The sequence below is a fragment of the Paraburkholderia sp. 40 genome (assembly GCF_050434105.1).
In the GTDB taxonomy this organism is placed as follows: domain Bacteria; phylum Pseudomonadota; class Gammaproteobacteria; order Burkholderiales; family Burkholderiaceae; genus Paraburkholderia; species Paraburkholderia tuberum.
Window position 1 is genome coordinate 1251893 of the sequence record NZ_JBNPVY010000003.1, and the last position, 23137, is coordinate 1275029.

26 protein-coding genes and 1 pseudogene are annotated in these 23137 nt (G+C 61.6%); 10 read left to right on the forward strand and 17 right to left on the reverse strand.

All coding sequences use genetic code 11. From position 1 onward, the window contains the following. Window positions 1-148: 148 nt before the first annotated feature. A pseudogene (locus tag OKW28_RS21325) lies at window positions 149-1579 on the forward strand (IS1182 family transposase). Between the two features lie 247 nt (window positions 1580-1826). Here the strand turns inward: OKW28_RS21325 and OKW28_RS21330 are convergent. The 12 genes from OKW28_RS21330 to OKW28_RS21385 are packed head-to-tail and all read right to left on the reverse strand — an operon-like array spanning window position 1827 to window position 7065. Further along, a complete protein-coding gene (locus tag OKW28_RS21330) occupies window positions 1827-2432 on the reverse strand; it encodes a hypothetical protein (protein WP_429448602.1) in 606 nt (201 codons plus the stop codon). A gap of 8 nt (window positions 2433-2440) precedes the next feature. After that, window positions 2441-2650 carry a hypothetical protein gene (locus OKW28_RS21335; RefSeq protein ID WP_429448603.1) on the reverse strand — a complete coding sequence of 70 codons (210 nt, stop codon included), beginning with the start codon at window positions 2648-2650 and terminating at the stop codon, window positions 2441-2443. Next, window positions 2634-2816, reverse strand: a complete 183-nt coding sequence (locus tag OKW28_RS21340; RefSeq protein ID WP_429448605.1) for a hypothetical protein — start codon at window positions 2814-2816, stop codon at window positions 2634-2636. Before OKW28_RS21340 ends, OKW28_RS21335 begins: the two co-directional genes overlap by 17 nt. A gap of 47 nt (window positions 2817-2863) precedes the next feature. Continuing rightward, entirely contained in the window at window positions 2864-3100 is a 237-nt protein-coding gene (locus tag OKW28_RS21345; protein ID WP_429448607.1) for a hypothetical protein, read from the reverse strand. Next, the gene (locus tag OKW28_RS21350; RefSeq protein ID WP_429448609.1) at window positions 3097-3600 is read right to left on the reverse strand and encodes a hypothetical protein; all 504 of its coding nucleotides are present in this window, start codon (window positions 3598-3600) and stop codon (window positions 3097-3099) included. Before OKW28_RS21350 ends, OKW28_RS21345 begins: the two co-directional genes overlap by 4 nt. After that, window positions 3597-3758: a hypothetical protein gene (locus tag OKW28_RS21355; protein WP_429448610.1), complete on the reverse strand. Its 162-nt coding sequence runs from the start codon at window positions 3756-3758 to the stop codon at window positions 3597-3599. The genes OKW28_RS21350 and OKW28_RS21355 overlap by 4 nt, the downstream gene beginning before the upstream one ends. 7 nt (window positions 3759-3765) lie before the next feature. Next, a complete protein-coding gene (locus tag OKW28_RS21360; protein WP_429448612.1) occupies window positions 3766-4305 on the reverse strand; it encodes a hypothetical protein in 540 nt (179 codons plus the stop codon). Then, on the reverse strand, window positions 4286-5221 hold the full coding sequence (locus OKW28_RS21365) for a hypothetical protein (RefSeq protein WP_429448614.1): 936 nt from the start codon (window positions 5219-5221) through the stop codon (window positions 4286-4288). Before OKW28_RS21365 ends, OKW28_RS21360 begins: the two co-directional genes overlap by 20 nt. Window positions 5222-5236: 15 nt before the next feature. Next, entirely contained in the window at window positions 5237-5491 is a 255-nt protein-coding gene (locus tag OKW28_RS21370; RefSeq protein WP_429448616.1) for a hypothetical protein, read from the reverse strand. After that, on the reverse strand, window positions 5481-6017 hold the full coding sequence (locus OKW28_RS21375) for a hypothetical protein (protein WP_429448618.1): 537 nt from the start codon (window positions 6015-6017) through the stop codon (window positions 5481-5483). The genes OKW28_RS21370 and OKW28_RS21375 overlap by 11 nt, the downstream gene beginning before the upstream one ends. Then, window positions 6014-6733, reverse strand: coding sequence for a hypothetical protein (locus tag OKW28_RS21380; RefSeq protein WP_429448620.1), 720 nt, complete (start codon window positions 6731-6733; stop codon window positions 6014-6016). Before OKW28_RS21380 ends, OKW28_RS21375 begins: the two co-directional genes overlap by 4 nt. Next, a complete protein-coding gene (locus OKW28_RS21385) occupies window positions 6700-7065 on the reverse strand; it encodes a transcriptional regulator (RefSeq protein WP_429448622.1) in 366 nt (121 codons plus the stop codon). Before OKW28_RS21385 ends, OKW28_RS21380 begins: the two co-directional genes overlap by 34 nt. 358 nt (window positions 7066-7423) lie before the next feature. Between OKW28_RS21385 and OKW28_RS21390 the strand changes: the two genes are divergently transcribed. From OKW28_RS21390 to OKW28_RS21415, 6 genes are all read left to right on the forward strand, one after another. After that, the gene (locus OKW28_RS21390; protein ID WP_429448624.1) at window positions 7424-8338 is read left to right on the forward strand and encodes a YqaJ viral recombinase family protein; all 915 of its coding nucleotides are present in this window, start codon (window positions 7424-7426) and stop codon (window positions 8336-8338) included. After that, window positions 8335-9447, forward strand: a complete 1113-nt coding sequence (locus OKW28_RS21395) for a RecT family recombinase (protein WP_429448626.1) — start codon at window positions 8335-8337, stop codon at window positions 9445-9447. The genes OKW28_RS21390 and OKW28_RS21395 overlap by 4 nt, the downstream gene beginning before the upstream one ends. A 4-nt stretch (window positions 9448-9451) precedes the next feature. Continuing rightward, the gene (locus OKW28_RS21400; RefSeq protein WP_429448627.1) at window positions 9452-9709 is read left to right on the forward strand and encodes a hypothetical protein; all 258 of its coding nucleotides are present in this window, start codon (window positions 9452-9454) and stop codon (window positions 9707-9709) included. Next, entirely contained in the window at window positions 9706-10221 is a 516-nt protein-coding gene (locus OKW28_RS21405; protein ID WP_429448629.1) for a hypothetical protein, read from the forward strand. The genes OKW28_RS21400 and OKW28_RS21405 overlap by 4 nt, the downstream gene beginning before the upstream one ends. Further along, window positions 10218-10451, forward strand: coding sequence for a hypothetical protein (locus tag OKW28_RS21410; RefSeq protein WP_429448631.1), 234 nt, complete (start codon window positions 10218-10220; stop codon window positions 10449-10451). The genes OKW28_RS21405 and OKW28_RS21410 overlap by 4 nt, the downstream gene beginning before the upstream one ends. A gap of 97 nt (window positions 10452-10548) precedes the next feature. Beyond that, window positions 10549-10827: a hypothetical protein gene (locus OKW28_RS21415; protein WP_429448633.1), complete on the forward strand. Its 279-nt coding sequence runs from the start codon at window positions 10549-10551 to the stop codon at window positions 10825-10827. Window positions 10828-10875: 48 nt separating this feature from the next. Here the strand turns inward: OKW28_RS21415 and OKW28_RS21420 are convergent, their stop codons facing one another. From OKW28_RS21420 to OKW28_RS21440, 5 genes are all read right to left on the reverse strand, one after another. Beyond that, entirely contained in the window at window positions 10876-12591 is a 1716-nt protein-coding gene (locus tag OKW28_RS21420; RefSeq protein WP_429448635.1) for a recombinase family protein, read from the reverse strand. A gap of 41 nt (window positions 12592-12632) precedes the next feature. Further along, window positions 12633-14360, reverse strand: a complete 1728-nt coding sequence (gene treF, locus OKW28_RS21425) for an alpha,alpha-trehalase TreF (protein WP_429448637.1) — start codon at window positions 14358-14360, stop codon at window positions 12633-12635. Window positions 14361-14713: 353 nt separating this feature from the next. Continuing rightward, window positions 14714-16210, reverse strand: a complete 1497-nt coding sequence (locus OKW28_RS21430; protein ID WP_429448639.1) for an alkaline phosphatase family protein — start codon at window positions 16208-16210, stop codon at window positions 14714-14716. A 349-nt stretch (window positions 16211-16559) separates the two neighbouring features. Then, a complete protein-coding gene (locus OKW28_RS21435; protein ID WP_429448641.1) occupies window positions 16560-18476 on the reverse strand; it encodes a potassium transporter Kup in 1917 nt (638 codons plus the stop codon). Between the two features lie 360 nt (window positions 18477-18836). Continuing rightward, window positions 18837-20105, reverse strand: a complete 1269-nt coding sequence (locus tag OKW28_RS21440) for a glycosyltransferase (RefSeq protein WP_429448643.1) — start codon at window positions 20103-20105, stop codon at window positions 18837-18839. A 366-nt stretch (window positions 20106-20471) separates the two neighbouring features. Between OKW28_RS21440 and OKW28_RS21445 the strand changes: the two genes are divergently transcribed. From OKW28_RS21445 to OKW28_RS21455, 3 genes are read left to right on the forward strand one after another with little or no spacing between them, the layout of a single operon-like run. Beyond that, complete coding sequence (locus OKW28_RS21445) at window positions 20472-21167, forward strand: TetR/AcrR family transcriptional regulator (protein WP_429345838.1); 696 nt, start codon at window positions 20472-20474, stop codon at window positions 21165-21167. Next, on the forward strand, window positions 21164-22129 hold the full coding sequence (locus tag OKW28_RS21450; protein ID WP_429448644.1) for an HlyD family secretion protein: 966 nt from the start codon (window positions 21164-21166) through the stop codon (window positions 22127-22129). The genes OKW28_RS21445 and OKW28_RS21450 overlap by 4 nt, the downstream gene beginning before the upstream one ends. After that, window positions 22126-23106 carry an ABC transporter ATP-binding protein gene (locus OKW28_RS21455; protein WP_429448646.1) on the forward strand — a complete coding sequence of 327 codons (981 nt, stop codon included), beginning with the start codon at window positions 22126-22128 and terminating at the stop codon, window positions 23104-23106. Before OKW28_RS21450 ends, OKW28_RS21455 begins: the two co-directional genes overlap by 4 nt. The last annotated feature ends 31 nt before the right edge of the window (window positions 23107-23137 follow it).

Here is a 23137-nt window from a genome sequence, read left to right on the forward strand (position 1 = left end):
GGACTGGCAAGGCAATATCGAATGGCCGGTTACGTGTGGGTTGCGGTCTGCCATGATCAGATTACGAACGTCCAGTTCTGGCCCAGATTGTGTCAAAACGCATTTTGGAGCGCTAGAATTTGCCATCCGATAGCGAAGGATGAGCAAGATGAAACGGTTCGTTCAAGGCGACAATCGTACGCAAAGCTTTCTCCTCCCCGAAGCCCTCGATGACTACGTGACGGACACCAATCCCGTGCGCGTAGTTGATGTCTTTGTCGATGAGCTTGATCTGCATAAGCTTGGGTTTGAAGGCGTCGAACCAGCATTGACCGGTCGGCCGTCGTATCACCCCGAGGTGATGCTCAAGATCTATATCTACGGTTACCTGAACCGTATTCAGTCGAGCCGCCGCCTTGAACGCGAGGCCCAGCGCAACGTCGAACTGATGTGGCTTACAGGCCGCCTTGCACCGGACTTCAAGACCATTGCGCGGTTCCGTAAAGACAACGGCAAAGCGATCCGTAGCGTCTGCCGTCAGTTCGTCATGCTATGCCAGCGTCTGGACCTCTTCGCCGAAGCGATCGTTGCGATTGACGGCAGCAAGTTCAAGGCGGTGAACCACCGTGACCGTAACTTCACGAGCGCGAAGCTTGAACGACGCATGCGCGACATCGAGTCAAGTATTGCTCGCTATCTTGAGGCGATGGACACAGCGGATCGTCAGGAGCCTGCAATCGCGAAGGTCAGGACGGAGCGACTGCAAGACAAGATTGCGGCCTTGAAGGAGCAGATGCGAGGCCTCAAGGAGATCGAGGTCCAACTCAACGCAGCACCCGACAAACAGGTATCGCTCACGGATCCAGATGCCCGTTCGATGAAGACTCGAGGTACGGGGGTTGTTGGTTACAACGTGCAGACTGCAGTTGACGCAAAGCACCACCTGATCGTCGCGCACGTCGTTATCAATGATGGGATCGATCGTGATCAGTTGACGTCAATGGCGAAGCTTGCCCGTACAGAGATGGCCGTGGACAAGCTCACTGCAGTTGCGGACCGGGGCTACTACAAGAGCGAGGAAATACTCGCATGCCATGAGGCTGGAATAAGCGTGCTCGTTCCGAAACCGGTGACATCGAGCGCAACGGCTAATGGCCGCTTCGGCAAGGATGACTTCATTTACAACGCACAGACGGACGAATATCGGTGCCCGGCGGGCCAGCGGCTAATCTGACGATTCTCAACTGTTGAGCGCGGTCTGAAGATCAGTAAATACTGGAGTTCAAATTGCCAGCAATGCTCACTAAAGGGGGATTGCACTCCAGGCCCTCAACGTCGCGTGGCACGCTGGGAACACGAAGATGTTCTCGATGAGATGCAGGCGCGACTTGATCATGCGCCTGAGATGATGCGCATCCGGCGACAGACTGTCGAGCATCCGTTCGGGACGATCAAGGCATGGATGGGCGCCACTCATTTCCTGACACGGACCATCGAGCGGGTGAGCACAGAAATGAGCTTGCACGTGCTTGCGTACAACATGAAGCGGGTGATCAAGCTACTCGGTTCAGAAGCGTTGATGACAGCGATGCGGGCGTGAGCCCTGTTGGGAGGTGCTGCGCCTTCGCAATACTTTCGCTGTGATTTGACGCTCGGATCGCCGCAATCGAAAAGTCGAGACCTGCGTCAAGCCAGGTTTCGTTAATTCCCAGTCGCTGCCCGTTTTGACCCGCTCTGGGCCATCGTGGCGATCGTGGCAAGCGCTTCGGCCTGGCGCATCACGTCCGCCTGCAGTCGGTGCGCCTTGTGGTGCGAATGCAGCATCAGGCGGTTCCTTGTCGACGGGTTCATGACTGCATCGGCATGGCTTCGCAGACGCCATGCGGTACGAATGTCTGTTCAAGGCGACGCAGCGCGCGCAGTTCCATCCCGGCCGCTTCGTCGTCGAGCCATTGCGCTACGCGGCCGAGTGTGGACTTGCTCGATCCCGTCGCCCTCGCGATGGCACGCAACGAGAAACCGTCGCGGTACTTCTTCGGCACGTAGCGCCGCCAGATCAGCGAGGACAGCGCGGCGTGATTCGTGATCGGCGCGACCGGCGCCAGCCACAGCATCAAACCATCGACGCCAATGCCCTTGATGCGTTCAGTCGGCGCGAAGCGAGCCAGTATCACGCAGAGTTCCGGGTACGGCAAGCGGGTCTGTACGGCATCGATGATCATCGCACACTGGCCGTGAATTTCATGCCGCGTCAGACCGCTGAAGTTCACCGTCGATGATCGCGTGCCGATCATTCTCGCCAGCGTGGATGCCTGCTGGTAGGTCAGCACCGGCATGCACTCAAGCATGTGGATCAATGCGCCGCGCAACGATGACGGTTCCGAGACCGGCAGCGCGCCGATCAGGAACGATACGTGAAGCGCAGTCGGCGTATCGAGAAAGACCGTGTTCATGTTCCACCTCATGTTTTCCGCTTCCACTCGCGGTTCTCGGTCGAGCGTTCAAGCATGCGGTACTTGCCCGAGTCCACGCCCGCCATCAGCAGCACGCCGATCTGATGCGCGTACACGTTGACCACCTCGGCGAGTACCCAGCGGTACTGCGGTGCATCGGGATAGAACTCAAGCACCGCAACCAGATCACCGGATTTGGGTTCAACCATCGTGTTCATGACCCGTCCCTTCGTACTGCCCGATCCATGCGAGCGCGGCGGCGTGCGCCTCGCGCCATGACTTCGACGGATGATCGCCGCGCTCGATGCCCTGCCGGTACGCGCGACCGATCCATGCGCGCAGGTTGTTCGGCAGTGCGTACCAGTGCGCGCGACAGCCCCACATCGACTTGCAAACCGGAATATCGCATCCGGGCCACAGACACCTGTGCATCACTGTTCCCCTTTGCGCTTCAGCGCCTGCGCAACGATGTCCGGCAGTTCGTGAACGAGGTCCGTTCCCTGCGGGGCATCGACCACGATGCCGATGCGATAGAGCGCAGTCGTGCGCGCGACGAGCCACACGTCCAGCTGCTCCAGCACATTGGCGATCGTCATGCGTTCGTCCACCGTCAGCGGCCGCTCCGCGTTCAGCAGCAGTTCGACCTGCTGTTCGACCCATCGGCTCATAGCCGCTCCACGTCAAAAACGTCATACGGCACTTCGTCGAAGTCGAGCATCGACTGCTGGGCCTGTAACGGCTCGACGCGGATCTCGGCGCGCGGGTTTGCCCGGTCGATGCCGTGCAGGATGAATTTCTGCCGCACCTGCCGGTCGTTGATGTACACGCCTTCGCGCAGGCACTTGCGAACATCGGGGTGGCCCTTGCGCTTCACGGTCTGAAACTTCGATTGCAGGCAATCGAGCACCACCGACTCATCGAGGTCGGGCCGCTCGCTCGCGTAGAAAATCCGCATCGTCACGCGCACCGGACCGGTGAGCGCCACGCGCGCCGACTTCGGAATCTGCTTCATCGCCGAACGCTCGTAGTCGCGCGCCTTGTCCGACTTGATCGACATTGGCCGCGTCTTGATGCCGCCCCACGCATCGCGCATTTTCCGCTCGACGATCTCGCGCGAGTTGGCCTTGCTCGCGGGCTCCCCAAGGATCGTGAACTCGATGCGCATCATTCGCCCGCCTTCATCGCGCGGAACAGCGCGAGCCCGAAGATCGCCACGCCGAGCGCATAGCCCGCGGGGTGACTGCCGAAGTACGCCGCCACGATGCTGGCGGCGCCGCAGACAGCCTGCACCACGTCGATCCAGCGTTTGTCGCTGATGCTTTCCATGATCGCCTCACTCGTCGTCGCTGCCGGGTTCACGTTCGTGGCCGTTGATGTGCTGGCCGTGTGTACGGTTGTAGCTCTCGATGGCTTCCTTCGCAAAGCCGATCTGATGCGCCGTGATGTGCTCGCCGTCCTGCGCGCGTTGCAGCAGCCGGAACGCCCAGCGGATGCCACCGCCTGCCGGTGCGCCGTGCTCGCGCAGCAGACCGCCCGCGATCTCGCGGATGCGGGCCAGCTGCTCGCGGGCCTGCTCGGGCGAGGTACGCCGCTCGTCGGTGAGTGCCACGCGGTTCGGCTGGTACATCGCCGGCTGCGGCCGGCACAGTTCGATAAAACGCGGCAGCGTCGGCGGATAAGGTGGTTCGTGAAAGAGCGCGGCCACGCCACGACGCAGCGCGTCGTCGCTCTGGCCTGCAAGTCCTTCGCGCCACGTCGCCTTGATCTCGTCGATCTCGCCGTCGCGCCACATGTCGGCGAAGCGCGAACCGTAGAGCGACGCCATGCGGCTGAACAGCCGTTCGATCCAGTGCTCAGGAATGCTTCGCAGCATGACCGATCTCCTTCGCGGGCACGTCGATGACTTCGCCGGTATCGCGCGACCTGCGCGAGCGGCCCGTGAGTCCTTCGACCGTGCGCTTGCGATCCTTCGACCGTTCATCGAATGCTGGCGATGAGCCATGTCCGTTCGCCTGCTGCGGTTCACGCTGCCAGCGCTCGAGGATCGAGCAGACGTAGGCCACGGGAATCGCTTCGTGCGGATGTACGCGGTGCGCTTCCTCGCAGGCATCGTTGACGACTTCAGGTGTCACGCCTGCATCGGCCAGGGCGACGATGCGCGGATTGGACGGCTGCGCACCGGTGATGTTCGCCTGCCGCATCGCGAGCGTGATCGACGCGGGGCCGGTGGGTGGGTGGGTGTCGGATGCGCGCACTTTGCGCATGCGCGCGGATGTACCACTAACCCCACTACTACCACTGGTTCTTTCCTTTTCCTTTTCCCTTTCCCTTTCCCTTTCCCTTTCCCTTTCCACTTCCACTTCCTTTTCCGTCCGTGAGTGTTCAGTGAGTCGTGCATGAGTGCGACCGGTAACAGTTTTTTTTCCATGCTTTAGCGAATCGAGCAAAGCCTTATCCGGCAGGGGATAGATGGGCTTCGAGCGCCTGTTGATAACCTGATGCTTCGTGAAGGTCGGAATATGCAGGAAGCGCTCTCCGGTATCACTCACTGAATATTCAATGAGCAATCCCTGAGCGATCAGTGAAACGATCAGCGGCTCGACATCGACACCGGCATCGTGGCGGCTCGGAAAGGCCTTGTTCTTCAGCGCCTCGGGATCGCGCGGCAGGTTGCCGTGATCGTCCGCGAAGTTCCACGTTGCGATGAAAAGTAGTCGCGCAGCGTGGTTGACGCTCGCCACCTGCGGATTGGTCCAGAAGTCCGGCTTGATGGTGCGGATGCGTGGCATTGCAGTCCCCGTTGATCACGACTGCGAGAACGGCAACGGTGCGACCTGCATCAGCGCACGACCGCGCGCTTCCTGATCGCGCAGTTCGTTTAGCATGAAGTCCATGCTTACGCGCACCATCTCGTAATCGCGCATGAACACCTTCGCCGCGCGTTCGTAGTCGGCGAGCGTCAGCGGCGGGTGATGACGCGGATAAAATGTGAAGCGTGATTCGCACTTCGAAACATGTATCTCGTCGATAACGACGCTGTTGCGGCTCTTACTGGTCATCGCTATTCTCCCTGTTCTGATCACGTAGAACCTGCACCGCCGCATCTTCGTAAGACATGCCGGTTGCGGTATAGGCACGGACCCGGATACGAAAAGCAGAGTTCTTCTCGTGCTTTGTTGCTGCCCGGGAAATATTGCGAATTTCACGTTCCTCGGCTTTTGCAAGGTCATCGTCGGTCATCGAACTTTGATGAATCACCGTGCCATCGCCGCATTCGAACGTAGTCAAACGTAGATGCTCGCGCAGGCTTTCTTCGGAGAACAGCCGCAGCTGATCAAGCGTAAGCGCTGCATCGTCGGACGTGCGGGCGATAAAAGAGTCAACGATGTCGCTCGCGACAATCGACTTCGCATAAGTCGCGGTGATCTCGTCCCGGCCGAGGAACACTGCCAGATCGGTCGCAAGGGTATCGCGCGGTACGCGCTCGCCTTTTGCCGCGTCGATCAGTTCGTGAAGTTTCGGAGTGCATCGGTCAACAAGTTCCCGAAGTACCGCTTTTGCCTGATTCGGATGACGCTTGCTCATTCCCGTTCCCCTTCGGTAAGTTTGGCTTTAAGGTTGACAAACACCCCGATCCATTGATCGATGTCATCGGCAAGGCACGCAGTCTTGAATGCCTCGGGGCGGTCGCGGTAAGCCTGGACCAGTAGATCGCCCTGCGCCTTGTCGATAAGACCGATACGGGTCGCAAGTTCGCTGATCGTTAATGCCTTGGAACGGATCAGATGCTCGTGTTTCTCGTTGCGCTCGCGTGCTTCGGATTCGGCCGATGCGAGTGAAAGCGTCTGTTCGCGAACAAGCTGTGCAAGGTCGGGGTGTGCAGCATCGAGCGCATTGAATCGTTCCTCGTTGCTTTCGCCAGCACGTTTGCGCTGCTGCGCTTCGTTATACGCATCATCGAGACTCATCTTGCCGTCGATGATCGGCTGAACCATTTCAGGGCAATATGCGAGAACGGCGCGAGCTAATGAAATGCGAGCTACAGAAAACTGTTTCGCATCGAAAGAGTTTTGTTTTTTGCCGCGCCCGCCCTTATTCGGTTCGGGAAAGCGCACTGCAATCAGCATTGCCTTTTGTCCTTTCGTCAGGTCGCGCCGTTCAAGGTTGGCGTCGGCGATAAAGGCGTCCTGATCGTCGCCCTTGAGCATGATCGTGTGCGGCTTCACGCCAGCACGCTGACACGCCGCGATGCGGTTTCGACCGTCGATTACACACAGTGTCGGCGCGGCGCCTTCGGCCACGACTGCCCTTCGAGTTCCGGGTCGTCGGCATCGACGATATAGCCACGCGGCGGCCGCGCCAGCTGACGCGCGAGCATCGCCCAGCCCTTCAGATGATCGGGGCGCAGCGTGACCGGACTGACGTCATCGTGGTAGACCGCCGCGACAATGAACGGCACGTATTCAAGCGGCACCCTGCGCGTTTTATGTAACCAGCGGCTGATATCTTTCGCCTCAACGCCAATCGCCCGCGCGAGCAGTTCCTGCGAGCCGGTTAATTCAATGGCGCGGATTAACGCGCGCATGCCGGGATAGGCACTCGCAATAGCGAGCGCTTCAATGGATCGCGTCATTAGGATTACTCCCTGTCTAATGCCCGATGCGGTTTGAACTGCGATTGAACGATATGCCACCGACCCGTGACGTTCAACCCTTCGCGAAGTCGCAAATGGCCGTATAAAACGGGGACAGTCCGGGCGTGACTGCACCCCCTTGACAGGAACCGGAACACTTCAACCACGCGCCTTTGCCGGGAAAAAACGTTGTCAAAACGTTGTCAAAACGATGTCAAAACGATGTCAAGTAGTCTTTTTCCGCCAGCCCGAAAAAAAATATATGGCTTGAACTGCACTACTTTCCACACCTAAATTCCCACTCACGTTCAAAGCGAATCGCAATGCAGGTAGTGGCATCCGGCAGGGAGGGAAATAAATGAATGCGCGCGAAGAATGGCTAATTGAAAGGCGAAAAGGAATTGGCGGTTCTGATGCACCCGCCGTATGCGGTCAGAGCCGCTATCAGACTGCATTCGAAGTGTTCCTTGAAAAGACCGGACAGGCACCGCCTGAGCCTGAAACCAATGAAGCGATGCGCTTCGGTCAGGCAATGGAAGCGATCGCCGCGCAGATGTTCAGCGAGCGCACGGGGCTGCGGCTGCGGCGGAAGAACTCGATCATCCGCCACTCGCGCTGGCCGTTCATCGCCGCATCGGTGGACCGTCTCGTCGAAGGTCGGCGCGAAGGCTTCGAAGCGAAGAATACCTCGTATGAGTACTGGAAGTACTCGGGCGACTGGGGTGCGGAAGGCACGGACCAGGTGCCGGTCGAACATCTGATCCAGACGCAGCATTACCTGCTCGCGACCGGGTTCGAGCGCTGGCATGTGGGCGCGGTGGTCGGTGGAAACAGTCTGAAGTGCTATGTAATCGAGCCCGATCAGGAACTGCACGAACTGATCCTCGAGGCCGAACACACGTTCTGGGAACACGTCGAGCGCCGCGAGCCGCCCGACATGGATTATGACCATCCACACGCGATCGGACTGCTAAAGCGTCTTTATCCCGGGACGGGCGGCGGCGTAATCGATCTGCCTGCCGACATTCAGGCGTGGCATCAGGTGCGCCTCGATGCGGATGAACAGATCAAGGCGTATCAGGCGGTGAGCGACGGCGCCCGCGCGCACATCCTGCATGCGATGGGCGAGGCGGCTATCGGGCGGCTACCGGATGGCGGTCAGTACCGTCGCAAGATTATCCATCGCGGCGAGTACACGGTAGAAGCCTGCGACTACACGACCCTGACTTTCAGCAAACCGAAGGCGGGCGACACGAAGGAGAAAGCCGAATGAGTACCGCGATTCACGAAGTACAGGGCGAGCGTTTCACGCTGAACGCCGCCCTGATCGAACAGATCGATCACCTTGCCGGACTGATGGCGAGCGCGGGTCCGGCCGTCCCTGCCCATCTGCGCGATAACAAGGGCGCCTGCTTCGCGATCATCATGCAGTCGCTGCGCTGGGAGTTCGACCCGTACATGGTGGCCTCGAAAACGCACATCACCAAAAGCGGCCTGATCGGTTATGACGGGCAGCTGGTCGCGGCGGTCGTGATCGCCCGCGCGCCGATCATCGCGCGTCCCGACTATGAATATCTCGGCGACTGGTCGCGCGTGCTCGGCAAGATCGAACAGCGCAAGTCGGACAAGGGCGGCGAATACTACGTGGCGACCTACACGAAGAAGGACGAGGAAGGGCTCGGCGTGATCGCGCGTGCGACCTTTCGCGGCGAGACCGCGCCGCGCACCGTGCAGGTCATGATGGCGCAGGCCTATCCGCGCTTCTCGACGCAGTGGGCGACCGACCCGCAGCAGCAGATCGGCTATCTGGCGATCCGCAAGTGGGCGCGACGCCATGCACCTGATGTGCTGCTGGGCGTCTATACGCCCGAGGAACTGGACTTCGATCCGGGACCACGCAACATGGGAACGGTCGACGAAGTGCCACGCGTGCTGCCTTCCGCATCACGTACCGACAGCGTGAAGCAGAACCTGAAGAAGAACGCCGCAGGCCGGCCGGTCGCGCTCGATGACGTGCTGCGCCAGATTCACGACGCGTCGAACGCGGATGAACTGACGGCGGCCGGTGAACTGGCTGGCAGGCTGCGCACCGATCGCGACAAGGAGATTGCGCGCACCGCCTATGCCGACCGGCTGAATGCAGCACGCGCAGCCGCGCATCAGGCCGCGAAGAAAAGCGACGACGAGGCGGGCGCACCGGCTGCGACCGAGCCGCCGCCGATGATGTCGTTCGCGCAGGTAATGGACGCATTGCAGGCGGCGACGACGACCGACGCGCTCGACGTGGCGGCCGACCTGATCCGCAGCGTACCCGAAGCAGGTCAGCGCGACGAACTTGAGGAGCATTACGTCGCCAGGCGCAAGGACATGGAAGGAGCATGAAGTCATGGACAACATCAGTATCGGGGACGGCTGGCAGGACTTCGCGGCCAACGTAATCCCGCTCGATGCGTCGCCGGGTCAGTACACCGACATGCGGATTGCCTTCTATGCGGGCGCGGTGCTGATACTGGAAACGACCGCGAAGATCGCCGAACTGGACGCAGCAATCGGCGTCGTGCTGCTGGAGCGCCTGCACGAAGAAAAGCGGGCGTTCCTGCGTGAGATGAAACAGCGCCAGCAGGTACCGCGAGGAACGTCATGATGAACTTCGACAACCACGAAGTGAGGCTTGAACACATCAACACGAGGATGGAACAGCACGGCGACGATGAAGTCCTCGCGCTCGATCTGAAGATCTGTTTCGATCTGGCGAACCGGTCGCTCGACCAGTTATCGCCGACGCTGCGCCACTCGTTATACGACCCCGACGACACGGGCGACATGCTCGACCCGGACAGCACCCCGCGCCTTCGTAATCCGCAGCTGGGCACGCTCAGATGGGTCGGTCGCTATGCGCCCGTGCTGTTCGTGTTTCACGATGGCGACGGCGAGGACGACGATCTGCGCTTTACCGATGCGAAGCTCGACCGGATCACGTTTGAGGCGAAGGACGGCGGCACCTGCACCTATACCACGCGTATTCAGGTCTATCCCGAAGACAGCAGCGTGACCGCGCGCATTGTCGATCTGCTGCACCGGCCGGATACGCGCGGCACGCTTGAAGCATCGGACGAAGCGCTCAACGGCAACAGCAACGGCGATGGGGACGAATGATGTCATCGCGCAGCAGGAAGGCACGCGCGAAGCCGGCGCCGGCCGCGCCATCAGCGGATGATGAAACGACGCTCGACGCGTTCCAGCCGGACTACGGCGCGACGTGCGAAGTCTGCGGACAGTCGCCGTGCGTGACCGGCGTCAAGGATGGATGTGTCATATATGCGTCCGGGATGTGCGGCGTCTGTACATTCGGTACGGCCGAAGCGCTCAATCCGGCCAACTGGTAGCCGACGCGCTACGCTTGCAAACCAGCCAGGACGCTCGTTCTGGATCGGGTCTGCGACGAGAAATGAGGTATAAACCGGTACATGGGAGGAACGAGTCATGAAAGAACCCACGCGAGACCCGAGTGCCCCGGTTCTCAAACACTGCACGGTGAGCGCACTTCAATGGGAAGGCTACACAATTACCGGTGAGGATGGCAGACCCGCGACACTCGCGGTTATTGACCAAGATGGCAAAGTCCTCGACGCGGGGCCAGAAGTAGCACAAGAAATCTGGGACTTGGCTATCCTATCGTACCGACAGGTCCTTGTCGGCGAAAGCCTATTACGGATCTACTCTACGCCCGAAGGACTCTTGCAGGATAGCGACGACGAATAAAAAGCGGCCCACGATAGGGGCCGCCTTATTATCCGAATTCGCTTGCGCTCATTTCATTCGAGGCGTGCGCGCCGGTTTGGGTAGTGGTTTCGACTTGCGCGTCCTTGTTGCCTCAATCAGTTCTCCGGTTCGCCGGTTAAATTCGAAGCCCATGACGACGCCGCGCTTCGAAGTTACCCGAACGGCCATATGCTCGCCATCGCATTCGAACCCCTTCGAGAAAACGTCGATGCGTTCGAACGTCTCCTGTACTAACCTACGGGTCTTCATCCTGGCATCGTAATCGAGCGCCATGACGTCCGAGACGAGGTCGGCCCACGTCTCAGCCGGTGCGGGTTGCGCAGCCGAATTGATGGATAGCTCGCGCTCCAGCTTCGTGATCGCCTGCATCAGCGTTCGCTTGTTCGTCTCAAGCTCGCGCAAGACTTCGCGAAACGTCGACGGTAGCGCGTCGCCATTCAGCATCTCGTCCTTGATACCCTTGAGCTTTAGGTCTGTCTTCGCGAGCGAAGCCCGCTTCGCCGTCAATTGCCTCATGAGCGGATCTGACTTGTCGTTGCCGGTGAACAGATGATTAAGATTCATCTGGTTTGCGCAGAACGTCATGATCGCCTTCTCAACCGGGACGCCGCTACAGCTCGCGCCGCCTCGACAGTCAGCCGCTCGATTGGCATACGAACCGCAGCGCAAGCGACGAAAGTTCTGATGCGTTGTTCCATCTGCTCGCGTTGTCGTAAGCGTCTGCCCGACCATAAGTTGGCGGCAGTACCCGCAATAGCACATCTTCATACCCGTCAGGATGGCAGGGACTTTACCTTTGCCTTTGCGGACGCCCCTCTTGTCGACGAGCAACTGTAGTTCGTCGAACTCGGTCTCGGTTATGAGCGGCGGATAGTAGCCCTTGAGCGTATAGGTCTGGCCGTCTACGACGACTACCTTATCGCCTTTCAACGCGGGATAGGTAATGAGCTTGTGGATTCTGACGACCGCGCGCTTGTCACTAATCGTTAGCCCTTCGGTCTCCATGCGGCGCGTGATCTCGACCGAACCGTGGCCCTGCCTATAGAGATCGATGATTCGTTGCATTGCAGCAGCCTTCTCGGGTACAAGCTCGAAACGCTTCGCTTCCGTATCGTAGAGAATCCAGATCGGGTCTGTGCCTTTGATCAGCTTTCCGTCCGATACGCGAATATGCCTCGGCTGTCCGATCAGTCCGTGATACTCGCCTTTAAGCCAGCGCTCGCACTTGTCCCGATACGCCCCGCGAGCGTTCGACGACTTGCGACTGCTCTCGTCGTACGCTCGGACCATGACCGCAAGCGCAAGGAATAGCGGCGATGGATCTCGCGCTAGTTCTTCACGGTTGTAGCGTACGCCGTCGTGCATCGTGACGATATCGACGCCGTAGGTATTCACGATGGCGTTGAACTGCGTCTGCGCGTTCTGCGCGCTCTGGCGGCTCAGGCGGTCGAGGTTTTCGACGATCAGCGTATCGCCGGGTACGACGTCACCGGCCTTGATACGCTCGATGAACGCGCCGAGCGCGCCGCCCTTCTTTACGTGCTCGCCCTTGTGAGCGGACTTGCCGCGGTCTTCCATGCGTAGCGAGCGATCGAGTATCAGACCGTGCTGTTTGGCCCACGCTTCGGCGTAGGCATCCTGCCGTGCGATCGAGCTACCGTCTGCCTGCTGTAAACTGGAAAAACGGGCGTATGTATAGATTCGTGGCGTGTTGCTTATCGCGCTTTGCGCTTTCGTTGACATTGTTCATCTATCCTGTGGCGTACTAGGTGTATTGAGCAAATCTATTCGCGGCAATCGAGCTTCGTTGAACTCATCGCGTCCGGATAGAGTTGCATCAGCACGCCTAGCACACCTGCGGCCGAGCCTTCGCTTCCATTCGGCTGAAGCCCTTGCTGGACGGAGCCCTGCGGACATTCATCTATTGTACTTTGAGGTCCAACGAGCTTGCCGGTGCGCTGGTAGTACGCGACGTCGGTGCGGATCCAGCGTGTCGCGATATCGCGCGCGAGCTCCGGCTCGCTATAGCGGCGCAGCCCGATCACCGCGAGGTACTGCAGCGGCGCCCAGCCGTTCGGTTCGTCCCACTGCTGGCCGGTGTTGGTCCGCGTCGTCGCGAGACCGCCCGGACGCAGCAGATCGCGCCGGATCGTCTGCGCCACTTCGCGCGCGTCGTTGCGTGTCGCGACGCCGGCGTAAAGCGGGTACACCGTCGCGGCAGTAAGCCGGTGCGTGAGCGTGCGGTGCACGAAGTCGTAGTCGCCGAAAGCGTGCAGTTGCGGATCCCACAGCACCCGGCGGATCGCATCGGCGCGCACCCGGGCACGTACTTCGAAATTCTCGGCGCGGCCTGCATCGCCAGTCACACGGTAGGCTTTCGCGAGCGTGCGTTCGAGGTCCACCATCAGGCAGTTCAGGTCCACTGGCACTAGCGAGGTCACGTCGATGCTCGCGAGCGTCCTGCCGTCGGCGAACCAGCGCGAGCTGAAGTCCCAGCCGGTTTCGCCGCCCGCGCGCAGGTTGCGCCACAAATCCTGCGCATCGCGTTGCGGCATCCGCTGCGCCGTCATCACATCCTCGCGGTACGACTCGTCGCGCGGCGCCGCGCGCTCGTCCCAGTAGCGATTGAGCAGCGTGCCGTCGGCGAGGCGCACGAGATGGTGCGCCGCGTTGCCCGGCGCGAGATGGTCGCTGCCGGCCATCCAGTACGCGTATTCACGGCGCAGCTCGGGCAGATAGCGGGCGTAGACCTGATCGCCCTCCTTCCGCGCGACGAGCTGCACCATCTGCGCGAAGAACGGCGGCTGCGAACGGCTCAGGTAATACGTGCGATTGCCGTTGGGGATGTGGCCATAGCGGTCGATCAACGTCGAGAAATTGTTCAGCTCGTCGTCGACGAGCGCGTGCTGGCCGCTCGCGTCGAGCCCCAGCAGGATGAAGTACGAATCCCAGTAGTAGATCTCGTCGAAGCGGTCGCCCGGCACGATGTACGGCGACGGCAGCGGCAACAGCGACGAGTACGGGCTCGCGCTCGCATCCGGTTCGCGACGCAGCACGTTCCACAGCGTATCGATGTGCGCGGTGACGCTCTCGTCAGGATCGGACGCGTAGCGCTTCGGCGCGCGCGGGGGCAGCGTGAAGCGCTGTTCGACAAATTGTTTCAGGTCGAAGCGCGGCTGAGCACGCTGGCTGTCGTAGTCGGCGATGACCTGGGCCGGCGGCTCGCCTGGCGACATATCGGCAAACGTCTTGCTGTCCGGGTAAAGATGCGCGAGTTCGACGTCGCGATACAGCTCGCCGTACAGCTCGGACGGCGGCGTCGGCACGACCGGCGACGGCTGCGCGTGATCCGTGTTTTCGACGTGCCGGTCCGCGGCGCTGCCGGCGGTATTCGCGGCGGCGGCCGATGCGGGCGGCGTAACGGCCGGCACGGCCGGCTGGGTCTGGGCGACCGTCGGCGCGGATTGCGCAATGACGCTGGTGCTTGCGGCGAGCGCCAGCGCGGCGGCCACGTTGGCTACAACGCGGCGGTATGGCCGCTCGCGGGAACACCAAACGGGAAGATCGTAACGAAATGGCATCGGCGGACCCGTTGAGGACGACGCGGTGACGTCGACGTAGGCGGCCCGCCGCGCGCGCCGATGACATGCTGCACGCTACCGCGGGGCTTCGAGACGGTCTCGCCAGCAAGTGCGGGACCCGCTTCGCAAAACGATGGCGCGCGCAAGCGTTTCTCACCAAACTGCGCTCAAGGCTTGAACCTTCATCAGGCCGTGCATCCCGCCGTGCGCGCTGGCATTCACAATCCAGCGCGGCCCGGTCCGGCGCCGGCTTGCGGCCCGCTCATTTTAAGCGGAAACCCAGCTTAGCCTCCGGTCCGGAATCCTGATGAAGCTGCCTTCGCGCGCAGTGCCGCGAAGGGGTCCGCCGCCGGGTTGATCGCGCGCTGTTGCGACTGATCGATCGCCGATACCGAGCTGGACGGCGCAGGCGCGATCGCCCCCAGGCACGCGCCGGCGAACGGCCCTTGGGCGATCGTGAACTTTGGGGCGTCGGTGCGCGGCGCGTCGGTGAAATCGAGCGCGTAGGCGAGATTGACCGTCGCCGGATCGCTGCCGCGCACGCCGAGCGGCTGCAGACCAAAGCGCCATTGCAGCAGCGCGTGAATCGAGCTGGGGTCGAACGGATAGCGCGTGACCGAGCCTGCGCGCACGCGCGGGCCAAGCAGCGCGAGCGGCACGCGAAAACCGAGCTTGCCGTCGTTGCCGAGTTTGAGCTCGTCATTGCTGATCGGCCTCGTGGGCGGCACCACGTGCTCCAGAAACCCGCCCCATTCGTCATAGACGATGATCATCAGCGTGCGGCTCCATGTCGGGCTCGTGCGCAGCGCCTCGTAGACCTGGCCGAGAAACGCCTCGCCATCGCGGATGTCCGCATGCGGATGATCGTCGGTGGAAACGCCTTCGGGCTCGCCCGTGAAAGACGGCTCGACCATGCAGAATGACGGCAGCGTCCCCGTCGACGCATTCAACAGGAACTCCGCGAATGGGCGCGAAATGCCGAGATACTTCGTGCCATAAAGCGCCGTGAACGGCACGTCGTGGTAGTAGTAGTTGCAATCGACATTCGCGTCGCTCAGCTTGTCCCAGATCGTCGCGAGCGAGGACGTATCGGTGCGGTCATCGAGCCGGTCCGTCGCACCGCTATGCAGGTAGAGGCGATTGGGAAACGTGCTGGTCAGGATGCCACTGAAGTAGAAATCGCCGATCGTGTAGCTGCTCGCCACGGCTTTGAAGAATGGCAGATCGGCCGAGGTGTAGTAACCGATAGGCAGCAGGTCGCCCTGGTGCAGGCTCGTGCCCGGCGTGAGCAGCCAGCCATTCATCGCACCCGAAGCCAGTTGCGTGCGGCCCCCTGCGAAGCCGTGATTGGGGTCCACGGAGGCGCACGCCTGATAGCCGTACGCGGAATTCGCCGCGAGCGAAAACGGCGTTTGCGTCGCGCCGAACGCGTCCTTGAACTGCTGGTTCGCGGGCCTGCCCTCGGCGCCCGGCACCCAGCCGAGGAAATGGTCGAAGGAACGATTTTCCATCGTGACGAGCACGATGAAGTCGATGCCCGAGCTGGTCGGCGCGGGCAATGCCGGGCGCGGCAGGCTGTAGCGGTCGGCGGCGTTGGGCGATGGAATGTCGGTAATCGAGGACACGGGTTCGCTGGCGCGCCCGCCGCCCGGTTGGTCGTCTCCCCCCAATCCACCGCCGCCTCCGCAACCCGATAGCGCAAAGCTGCCGGCCACCGCCGCCACGCCCGCAAGAAAGCGGCGGCGGTCGTGTCCGTGATTCTGGTGAGTCTCGTCGCCCATGACACGTCTCCTCGTTGGATGCGGCGCGGGCATCCGACCATGCCGGCCCGCAGCGAAGCAAAACGCGCGCGCCGATTCGAGCGGCGGGTTGGTCGTGGGCAGCAAGTTTCGAACCCGAGGTATCCGAGGGCCGTTGCGAAGCGGCGCTCAATGGTAGCGTGGGACAAGGGCGATTCGCCTCCGCCTCGCGTGCTGACTACGCAGGCGCGGCGGTTACGGTGCTCACGCAGCCGGGTCACGCCAACCAGACTTACGAACTTACAGGAGACCACTCCTACTCGATGCCCGAATTGGCCGAGGAGTATCGAAGCAGGCCGGCCGCTTCTCCACGCTTGCTGAACGGCGCGCTCTAGATCTCCACGCGCGCGCCGACTTCGATCACGCGATTGGCCGGTAGTTTGAAGAACGCCGCGATATTGCCCACGTTGTGCAGCATCACCGCGAAAAGCCGCTCGCGCCATAGCGCCATGCCGTGGCCGCGTTTGGGCACGACGTCCGCGCGGCTCAGGAACCACGATGTGTCGTCCAGGTTGAAGGTCAGTTCCGGCGTTTTGTAGGCGGCCAGCGTGCGCGGCAAGTCCACTTCGTCCTTGAATCCGTACTTCACCGTTGCGTGCCAGCAACCCGTGCACAGCGGCCTGATCTGCACGCGCTCGGTTTCGGCCACCCACGGCACGTTCTTCGTTATTACGCTCAGGAAAATCGTGCGCTCATGCAGCACACGGTTGTGCCGCAGGTTGTTGACGAGCGCGTGCGGCACCGCTTCGGCGTCCGGCGTCAGGAAGATCGCCGTGCCGCCCACGCGCGTCGGCGAACTTTCGAGCAGCGCAGCGAGGTACGGCTTGAGCGGCGTCTTTCCCGCCCGCACGCGCGCTTCGGCCAGCATCATTTCCCAGCCGCGTCCCCACGTCGCCATGACCGTGAACACGATCGCGCCGATCACGAGCGGGAACCAGCCGCCATCGACGATCTTGAGCAGATTTGCCGAGAAGAACAACGCGTCGATCACGAAGAAGAACGCGGTGGACAGCAGGCACAGCAGCCAGTTGTAGCGCCACGCGTAATGCACGACGAAGAACGTCAGGAACGTGGTGATGAGCATCGTGCCGGTCACGGCGATCCCATACGCGGACCCGAGCGCCGTGGACGAGCGGAAGCCCAACACCGCCGCAACCACGGCGATCAACAGGATCCAGTTGATGCCGGGCACGTAGATTTGCCCGATCTCGCGCTCCGATGTATGCACGATGTTCATGCGCGGCAGGAAGGAAAGCTGCATGGCCTGCATCGTCATCGAATAGGTACCCGAAATAACGGCCTGCGAGGCGATCACGGTGGCGATCGTCGCCAGCACGATCATCGGCACGATGGCCCACTGCGGGAACAGGCGGTAGAACGGGTTTTGCACCGCGCCGGGGTTCGCCAGCAGCAGCGCGCCCTGGCCCAGATAGTTGAGCGCGAGCGCGGGAAAAACGACGCCGAACCAGGTCAGGCGGATGGGTCGCTTGCCGAAATGGCCCATGTCGGCGTAGAGCGCCTCGGCGCCCGTCAGCGAGAGCACCACGGCGCCGAGCGCGACGAACGCGAGCCAGCGGTGATGCATGACGAAGCCCAGCCCTTCCAGCGGATTGAGCGCATACAGCACGACCGGCGCGGCCATGATGTTCGCGACGCCCGCCACGCCGATCACGACGAACCAGAGCACCATCACGGGCCCGAACACGGCGCCGATGCCGCCCGTGCCGTGCTTTTGCGTGACGAACAGAATGATGAGCGCGGCGAGCGTCACTGGAATCACATAGGTCTTGAGTGCGGGCTCGACGACTTCGAGCCCTTCCACGGCGCTCAGCACGGAAATGGCCGGCGTGATCACGCTATCGCCGAAGAACAGCGCCGCGCCCATCACGCCCACCACGAGGAGGCCGCGACGCAAACGCGGCCGCGACGCGATCGACGACGCCGCGAGCGCGAGCAGCGCCATGATGCCGCCTTCGCCATGATTATTCGCCCGCAGGATCAGGACGACGTACTTGAGCGAAACGACAATCATCAGCGACCAGAAGATCAGCGAGACGATGCCGACGATATTGAAAGCATTGAGCGTGAGACCGTTGCTGGGATCGAACACGGTGGCGAGCGTATAGAGCGGGCTCGTGCCGATGTCGCCATAGACCACGCCGAGCGCGGCCAGTGCGAGCGCTGGCAGAGCCGGCGACGCTTCGCCGTGGCCTTCCTTCGCCGGCGCGGCGGATGCGGAATGTGCCATGTCTCCCTCCTCATACGAATCGCGCGTGAGCCGTGAGGGCCGCGCCGCGGGTTCGCTTCGATTGTTTCGTTTCGTCGACGTGAATTCGTTTGGGTCGTACGGGCTGGATCGTGCCAGGTGTGCGCTAGAGAAAGTATAGAAATTTCCGGCGAAAATGCGCTTCGCGCGTGGATGTCAGCTGCCGTCCATTGTCAGCTTGACGTCAGTCGGAACGGCGAAAGCGAAGCGGGTCGCGATAGCGCATTGAGCGTTAGTGACAGTCTGCGAATGGGCACGCCAGATCGAATATTCAGTCAAGGGCTTATTCAGCGAAGCCGTCAAACGACAGAAGGTGCTGCTCACCGAGTCCGGCGCAGCGCGTCAGCAGACCGCCTCGTCGGTCCGCCTCGAAGGCGCCGTGCCGGCCTGCTCGCCGAGTTCCATGATTTCCGCGAGCCGCTGCTGGTAGTGCTCTGGCAGATACTCCGCGAGTGAATACCTTCTGCCCTTGTCCGCCAGATGCATCGCCAGTCGATCCAGTGCCAGCTTGAGGCTCTCCGGCTGCGACCGAAATTTGATCTTGTTGCCCACCGCGTCGCCAGTCGATGCCATGCTGCCGCCGTCGTGGACGAGGGCAGGCAAGCCGAGCATGGCGGCCTCGATAATGACGAGCGGCGCATTTTCGGCTCCCAACGATGGCACGACGACCGCGTCGGCAAATCGCCGCATCTGCGGAAACAATACTTCTTGCGGCAATCTGCCGAAAAAAACCACCTTGCCGCGCTCGATATGCGACGTGAAGCGCCGCTCCATGGCACGACGATCCGGACCGTCCCCGTAAGCGCCTATTACGTCGATGCGATGAAAGTTCACGCTCTCTGCGAGTTCGATAAATTCCGCGAGTCCTTTTTCCTGTGAAATCCTGCCGACAAAGGCAATCTTGAATCTTTGCCTGCCAGCAGCGCTCGAAGGCTGAAGCGCGACCGGTACTGAAGAGGGATTAAAAACGACCCTCGTATTCGTGATGCCACTGCGATGCAGCGCTTCTTCCATGAAAGCGCTTGGACATACGATCGTCTCGAAGATCTCCGTGGGAGGGAATGCCTCGCGTACTGCGTGCCAGTAACACTTCGTCATCAGGTCGTGCACAAGGCCTTTCGTCGTCGACCGATGGGTCAGCGCTGCGCGCGTGCCCAACACCTCCAGCGGCAGAATCACCGGGCGCCTCTTATCGAAGTATTGCAGTGCCGGGTTGTAATAGACGAGATGGTAGTCGTGGCTCGTGTGATATGCGCGAAAACCGAGCTTTCGCTTTTGACGCGCGATAACGCTCAGTATCGAATTCGACAGCGCGTTATGGTAGTTGTGCACCATCACTCGATGCGGACGGAAACCGACAATGGTCTCTTCGAGCGCACGCGCGGCCGCGATATTCCAGGACCTGGACCACTTGGTGGTTCCAACCGGAAAGCGGGTGTCGTCGAAGCGTTCAACTTCGACCCCGGGCAATCGACTCAGAAGGTCTGCCGATTGTTGATAAACAACTTCCGCGCCGCCCATCGACGCATAATCGTTGACTACCAATACCCTGCAGCGCTTCATATCGAGGCCCGTTTCTGGTGCACGACTCACGACGTCGAGTACATGCATGATGGTGGTCAATTCGTCGGGAATTTTATGAAGTCATTTTCGACGACTGTGTGTGAGAACGCACCAAGCAAGTAGCCATTCTCTTACCGCGTCTTACAGGCCAGGATCATTTCAGAAGAGTTAATACGCTGCGAAAATTGAGAATGCCAATTAACGGGAAAATGGACAGTAATCGTTAAGCTTTCGGCCAGCGTATGGACGAACCGCAAGCGCTGAAAGATCAGCGTCTATCCAGAGAACAAAGGCCGCCCGCCGCCAGGGTTTCCCCTCCTTCGCCATACCGGAAAATATCCTAGTATCAATGAGTTAAAACTAACTAACTCATCAATTAGTCCAGTGTCCGTGCAGCAACCCGCCCGTTCCCGAATGGGTCGCCGTCCTCATCCGCAGGACTTCGACGCACGCGAACATCTGCTCGATGTCGCGGTGGCGCTGTTCGCCGAGCGCGGTATCGCCAACACGACGGTTGCGCAGATCGCGGCGGCGAGCGGCGTGACGTCCGCGATGGTGCACTACTGGTTCCAGACGCGCGAAAAGCTGCTCGACGCGTTGTTCGAGGAAAGGCTCGTCGCCGCGTTCGGCGCGATCTGGGACCCGGTCGATCCCGAACACGACGAACCGCTCGCGCTGACGCAAGGCATCGTCAAGCGCATGTTCGATGTCACTGAAACCATGCCGTGGCTGCCTTCACTCTGGCTGCGCGAGATCGTCAACGAAGGCGGTTTGCTGCGCGAGCGCGCGTTTGCGCGCATCCCCGTGCAAAAGCTCGCCGCGTTCGGTCAGAACATCGCGCGTGGCTGCGCGTCGGGTCAGTTGAACGCTCAGCTCGAACCGTTGCTGCTGTTCAACTCGGTGCTCGCACTGGTGATGCTGCCGCAGGCAACCGCGAGGATCTGGCAGCGCCTGAATCCGCGCACCTCGTTCGATCGCGCGACGCTCGAACGCCATGTCGTCGCGCTGCTCGCGCAGGGTATGAGCGCAACCACGGCGGTCGAGACCAACGCCAAGGCCGGAACCGGGGCGACGTCCACCGCACGCCGCGCGAAGGGAAAGCCGTCATGATCGTGTTCGCCAGCTCATCCCGACGTGCCGCGTTGCTCGCTCTGTGCATCGCGTGCGCAAGCTGTTCGCGACCACCGGCGAACACGTGGCAAGGCTATGTGGAAGGCGAGTTCCTGTACCTCGCGTCTTCGCAGGCGGGACAGTTGACCGAGCTCGCGGTCTCGCGCGGGCAGACCGTCGCGCAGAACACGCCGCTCTTCGCGCTCGAAGCGCAGAACGAAACCGACGCCGTCGCGCAGGCGGGCGAGCAACTGCGCTCGGCCCGTGCCCAGCTTGCCGACCTTGGAACCGGCAAGCGTCCGCCGGAAGTCGATGTGACGCGCGCGCAACTCGTGCAGGCCGAAGCCGATGCGACGCGCGCCGCGACGCAGTTCCGCCGCGACCAACAGCAATTCGGCGCGGGCGGCATCGCGCAAAGCCAGCTCGACGACTCGCGCGCGAACGCGTTGTCGAGCGCCGCGCACGTGCGTGAGTTGCAAAGCCAGCTGGCCGTCGCGCGTCTGCCTGGGCGGATCGAACAGATCCGCGCGCAGCAGGCGCAGGTCGACGCGGCGCAGGCCCAGCTCGGCCAGGCCCAATGGAAGCTCGATCAGAAAAGCGTGCACGCGCCGCACGCCGGCCTCGTGTTCGACACGATCTATCGCAGCGGCGAATGGGTGCCGGCCGGCAGCCCCGTCGTGCGCATGCTGCCGCCGGAGAACGTCAAGGTGCGCTTTTTCGTGCCCCAGGGAGTGGTCGGTTCGCTCGCGCCGGGCCGTCGCGTATCGATTCATTGCGACGGTTGCGCGGCCGATGTGCCGGCCGTGCTCAGCTTCATTTCGGACCAGGCGGAGTTCACGCCGCCGGTGATCTTCAGCAACGAAAGCCGCGCGAAACTCGTGTTCATGGTCGAAGCCCGACCTCAGACCGCCGATGCGCCGAAGCTGCGGCCCGGCCAGCCCGTCACGGTCACGCTGCAATGAGTGCGCCCGCGCCCCCCGGCAATGCCAGCGACCCCGTGTACGCGATCGACGTGCAGGGGCTGAACAAGCATTTCGGCACCAGGCACGTGGTCAACGATGTCACGATGCGCGTGCAGCGCGGTGAGATTTTCGGCTTTCTCGGCCCCAACGGCAGTGGCAAGACCACCTGCATCCGCATGATGTGCGGACTGCTGACGCCCGACTCCGGCAGCGGCACGTGTCTCGGCTACGACATCGTGCGGGACAGCGCGCAGATCAAGCGGCGCACCGGTTATATGACGCAGCGCTTCTCCTATTGGGAAGATCTGACGATCCGCGAAAACCTCGACTTCGTTGCGCGCATCTACGAGATGAAGAACCGCCGCGAGGCGGTCGATCGCGCGCTCGAACAGCTTGGCCTTCAAAGCCGTGCGAAGCAGTTGGCCGGCGCACTGTCGGGCGGATGGAAGCAGCGTCTCGCGCTGGCCGCGTGCATGCTCCATGAGCCGGAACTGCTGCTGCTCGACGAACCGACCGCAGGTGTCGACCCGAGCGCGCGCCGCGACTTCTGGGAAGAGTTGCATCGCCTCGCGGCGCGCGGCATCTCGGTGCTCGTCAGCACGCACTATATGGACGAAGCGGAACGCTGCCACAAGCTCGCTTATATCGCCTACGGCAAGCTGCTCGCGCAGGGCACGTCGAAACAGGTCATCGATTCGCAAGGGCTCGTGACGTGGGCCGTGTACGGCCAGAATCTCGTCGAGCTCGGCGACCGGCTGCGCCGCTCGCCCGGCGTCGAGCAGACGGTGGCGTTCGGTTCGTCGCTGCACGTGAGCGGTCCCGACACGCCCGAGCTCCACGCCACGATCGACCAGCTGGCTCATTCGGACCCAGCGTTGCGGATCGAACGACAGGAAACCGGCCTCGAGGACGTGTTCATCTTCATGATGAACCGCTCGACCGACAATTACGCCACCCCTTCGGGCAAAGCATCGTGAATTCCGCGCGCCGACTTCCACGCTTTTCGCT

Bases quoted from the DNA above. Each gene is read 5' to 3' on its own strand.
- OKW28_RS21330 (WP_429448602.1), bottom strand. From the start codon at position 2,432: ATGAACACGGTCTTTCTCGATACGCCGACTGCGCTTCACGTATCGTTC.
- OKW28_RS21335 (WP_429448603.1), bottom strand. From the start codon at position 2,650: ATGAACACGATGGTTGAACCCAAATCCGGTGATCTGGTTGCGGTGCTT.
- OKW28_RS21340 (WP_429448605.1), bottom strand. From the start codon at position 2,816: ATGTGGGGCTGTCGCGCGCACTGGTACGCACTGCCGAACAACCTGCGC.
- OKW28_RS21345 (WP_429448607.1), bottom strand. From the start codon at position 3,100: ATGAGCCGATGGGTCGAACAGCAGGTCGAACTGCTGCTGAACGCGGAG.
- OKW28_RS21350 (WP_429448609.1), bottom strand. From the start codon at position 3,600: ATGATGCGCATCGAGTTCACGATCCTTGGGGAGCCCGCGAGCAAGGCC.
- OKW28_RS21355 (WP_429448610.1), bottom strand. From the start codon at position 3,758: ATGGAAAGCATCAGCGACAAACGCTGGATCGACGTGGTGCAGGCTGTC.
- OKW28_RS21360 (WP_429448612.1), bottom strand. From the start codon at position 4,305: ATGCTGCGAAGCATTCCTGAGCACTGGATCGAACGGCTGTTCAGCCGC.
- OKW28_RS21365 (WP_429448614.1), bottom strand. From the start codon at position 5,221: ATGCCACGCATCCGCACCATCAAGCCGGACTTCTGGACCAATCCGCAG.
- OKW28_RS21370 (WP_429448616.1), bottom strand. From the start codon at position 5,491: ATGACCAGTAAGAGCCGCAACAGCGTCGTTATCGACGAGATACATGTT.
- OKW28_RS21375 (WP_429448618.1), bottom strand. From the start codon at position 6,017: ATGAGCAAGCGTCATCCGAATCAGGCAAAAGCGGTACTTCGGGAACTT.
- OKW28_RS21385 (WP_429448622.1), bottom strand. From the start codon at position 7,065: ATGACGCGATCCATTGAAGCGCTCGCTATTGCGAGTGCCTATCCCGGC.
- OKW28_RS21390 (WP_429448624.1), top strand. From the start codon at position 7,424: ATGAATGCGCGCGAAGAATGGCTAATTGAAAGGCGAAAAGGAATTGGC.
- OKW28_RS21395 (WP_429448626.1), top strand. From the start codon at position 8,335: ATGAGTACCGCGATTCACGAAGTACAGGGCGAGCGTTTCACGCTGAAC.
- OKW28_RS21400 (WP_429448627.1), top strand. From the start codon at position 9,452: ATGGACAACATCAGTATCGGGGACGGCTGGCAGGACTTCGCGGCCAAC.
- OKW28_RS21405 (WP_429448629.1), top strand. From the start codon at position 9,706: ATGATGAACTTCGACAACCACGAAGTGAGGCTTGAACACATCAACACG.
- OKW28_RS21410 (WP_429448631.1), top strand. From the start codon at position 10,218: ATGATGTCATCGCGCAGCAGGAAGGCACGCGCGAAGCCGGCGCCGGCC.
- OKW28_RS21415 (WP_429448633.1), top strand. From the start codon at position 10,549: ATGAAAGAACCCACGCGAGACCCGAGTGCCCCGGTTCTCAAACACTGC.
- OKW28_RS21420 (WP_429448635.1), bottom strand. From the start codon at position 12,591: ATGTCAACGAAAGCGCAAAGCGCGATAAGCAACACGCCACGAATCTAT.
- OKW28_RS21430 (WP_429448639.1), bottom strand. From the start codon at position 16,210: ATGGGCGACGAGACTCACCAGAATCACGGACACGACCGCCGCCGCTTT.
- OKW28_RS21435 (WP_429448641.1), bottom strand. From the start codon at position 18,476: ATGGCACATTCCGCATCCGCCGCGCCGGCGAAGGAAGGCCACGGCGAA.
- OKW28_RS21440 (WP_429448643.1), bottom strand. From the start codon at position 20,105: ATGCATGTACTCGACGTCGTGAGTCGTGCACCAGAAACGGGCCTCGAT.
- OKW28_RS21445 (WP_429345838.1), top strand. From the start codon at position 20,472: ATGGGTCGCCGTCCTCATCCGCAGGACTTCGACGCACGCGAACATCTG.
- OKW28_RS21450 (WP_429448644.1), top strand. From the start codon at position 21,164: ATGATCGTGTTCGCCAGCTCATCCCGACGTGCCGCGTTGCTCGCTCTG.
- OKW28_RS21455 (WP_429448646.1), top strand. From the start codon at position 22,126: ATGAGTGCGCCCGCGCCCCCCGGCAATGCCAGCGACCCCGTGTACGCG.